At 41.0% G+C, this 2,397-nt stretch carries 3 protein-coding genes; all 3 read right to left on the bottom strand.

The window, feature by feature from the left end; all coding sequences use genetic code 11:
• Positions 1-387: 387 nt before the first annotated feature.
• Entirely contained in the window at positions 388-1,494 is a 1,107-nt protein-coding gene (locus ASG93_RS26190) for a GerAB/ArcD/ProY family transporter (RefSeq protein WP_063891973.1), read from the bottom strand.
• Between the two features lie 31 nt (positions 1,495-1,525).
• On the bottom strand, positions 1,526-1,744 hold the full coding sequence (locus ASG93_RS26185) for a hypothetical protein (protein WP_235550970.1): 219 nt from the start codon (positions 1,742-1,744) through the stop codon (positions 1,526-1,528).
• A 26-nt stretch (positions 1,745-1,770) separates the two neighbouring features.
• The coding region (locus ASG93_RS26180) for a Ger(x)C family spore germination protein (protein WP_156411048.1) at positions 1,771-2,397 on the bottom strand (627 nt) is incomplete at its 5' end.

Genomic DNA, 2,397 nt, shown 5'->3' with positions numbered 1-2,397 from the left:
ACCCGATATTGATTCCCCGCTTTATCGATCCCAATAGCTACCGCGATCGCGAGATCATTCAATTCCCGGCGGTTCCAACATCCGGTGACGAATAAGAGCAAGACGGCGAACAAGAATAACAGGGCCAGCTTTCGTTTCATCGAAACCTCCCCCTTTCCCCTCTAATTTTCTTGCCTTGGCTTCGGGGACTGATGATGGCAAATAAACCCTAAAGACGATGGTGCGGGAGCGAAATAATTGATCGAAAATGGACTTACTGCGACCTTCTTTTACAAGTTTGATGGTTCCAGTATGGCCTCTCCTTATTAGATATAAACTTGTTAGCTTAGCGGTTAAGGGGTCACCGTACCCTCTAATATCAAGGAATTAATGGTAACTGACAGTTTTTTATTTTCGGTACATATGTCCCAGATATTTTCTGAGAGTATCTCCTCCCAACAAGAGAAGGGGGAAAATAACCCCACACGTGATCTGATACATAACCCATTCATACTTGGTTGTCTGGATAATATGAATAAAATTTGGCGAGACAGTTTGAGCAAAAGGGAGTAGAATCAGACCGATGGGAATAATTAACGGTCGGTAGTCTTTGAGTTTCATGATTTGAGCTAATCCTAGAACGATAGCATAAAAGAATATGATGACTCTAGTGAAGAGGGTAAAAAACCAAATCACAGCGATAATAGCTTCTACCCTTTGAAAAAAGTCACCGATATTAATTTTTTGGGCTAACAGATAGCTTGGATAAGAGGTGCTCACTGTTCCGAAAGGTCCAAGAACCCCGATGCTTATGAATGTAATGAGAGTTAACATCATTCCGCCGATCAATGTGCCGATGAGAAACCCTTTTGCTGCCATTATTTGTTGATTCACGTAAGGATAAATCATTAATAAGGCGACGAGTTCACTCATAGGAAATCCAATCATAACAGGCGCTGCGGTTGCTATTCCTTTGATCCCATGCTCGAAGACAGGTTGTATGTTCTCAAGCTTGATTTGTGGAGAAATCGAGATTACGAGTATAAAATAAAGAAGCAGGATGACAGGAAAAAATAATTCCGCAAAGCGTGCATACACTTCTAAACCATAACGTGCCCCGAAGATAACCACACATAAAAAAGGAATGAAGAATGCTTGAATGGGTGTTTCGGGCATTACTTGTGTAGACAAGAAGTCCCCTATATCCCTGACATCAAGACCGATAAGGATATAAAAAAATGATAAAAAGATCAGAGCGACTATTTTTCCAAACCATTTTCCCAGGACGTGCTCGCTATATTCAACGATGGTCATGGTGGGATTTCGTCTCATAATAACATTATACAATGAGACAATGAGTAAACCGATCCCCGTTGCGACAAGAGCGGCAATCCAGCTATCTTGTTTTCCTGGAACGGTAAGCTTCCCTGGAATAAAAAGAATAGCGCTGCCGAGAATATAAAAGACGACTAACACCATAAATTGCCGTCCTGCAATGTTACCCTTTTCCAGCACCTGCATACACCCGCTTTTTTTAAAAATTTTATTAAAACAAACCGGCAATCCAATCTTTAACCGGCTCATAAATGATCACAATCAAATCTAATGGAGTAGGTATTTTGACGTTCAAAATTTGTGCGATATTCAATCCCAATCCAATCAGAAGCATAACGAAAAAAGCCAACAACTCTTTTTTTAACCTTCTTTTCCGTAGTGAGGGAACTTCAACGACGATGATCCCTGCTACGATCAACAAGAGTGCCAAGATTGAACCCATCCTGAGATGCACCTTCACTTTTTCTTCATTTCTTCCAGAAAAGAATTGCTCACGGTGCCTAAACGCCGAATCTTCACATCCACGTTCACATCAACCGGAAGATTGACAAATACCTGATCCCATTCGCTTTTCACTTTTTTCCAATAATTAGGTTCAGAACGATGAATCACTTCCCCAAAACCAAAAATATCGACTTTGTATTTTTTTTGTACCTTCTTTATTGTCTCTTCAATGAAACCTTGGACCTTTTGTTCCGTAATCTTCTCCAACTCATCAATCGTTTTCGTTTTGGTCAGATCGATATAACATTCCACCCCCCCTACATTGGCTTCTATTCGAATGTTCGCATCAATTCGGGGTTTTCCGTTCTCCAATTTGCCCTTGACTTCCGTTTTTGAGCGAATGACCTCTAATGAAACTTTTCCGCCTTCAGGACAAGCTACATCACCAACCGTACTTTTCACATGATTGACGACATAGTTATACGCTTTGCTTTCTTCTTCGTTCAGCCAGCCGATCAGTTTGTCTTTTTTAAACACAGCAAGTCCCGAATACTGCAATTGAGCAGGAGAAGCAATCTCCTCCATGTTCTTCTTGCTTTCGCCTATTTCTTGTTCCCCTTTTATTCGAAGTCCTGTTAC

Source organism: Paenibacillus sp. Soil787 (assembly GCF_001429545.1).
Lineage (GTDB): Bacteria > Bacillota > Bacilli > Paenibacillales > NBRC-103111 > Paenibacillus_E.
The sequence above is the reverse complement of the archived record's forward strand: the minus strand, read 5'-3'. Positions and strand labels throughout refer to the sequence as shown.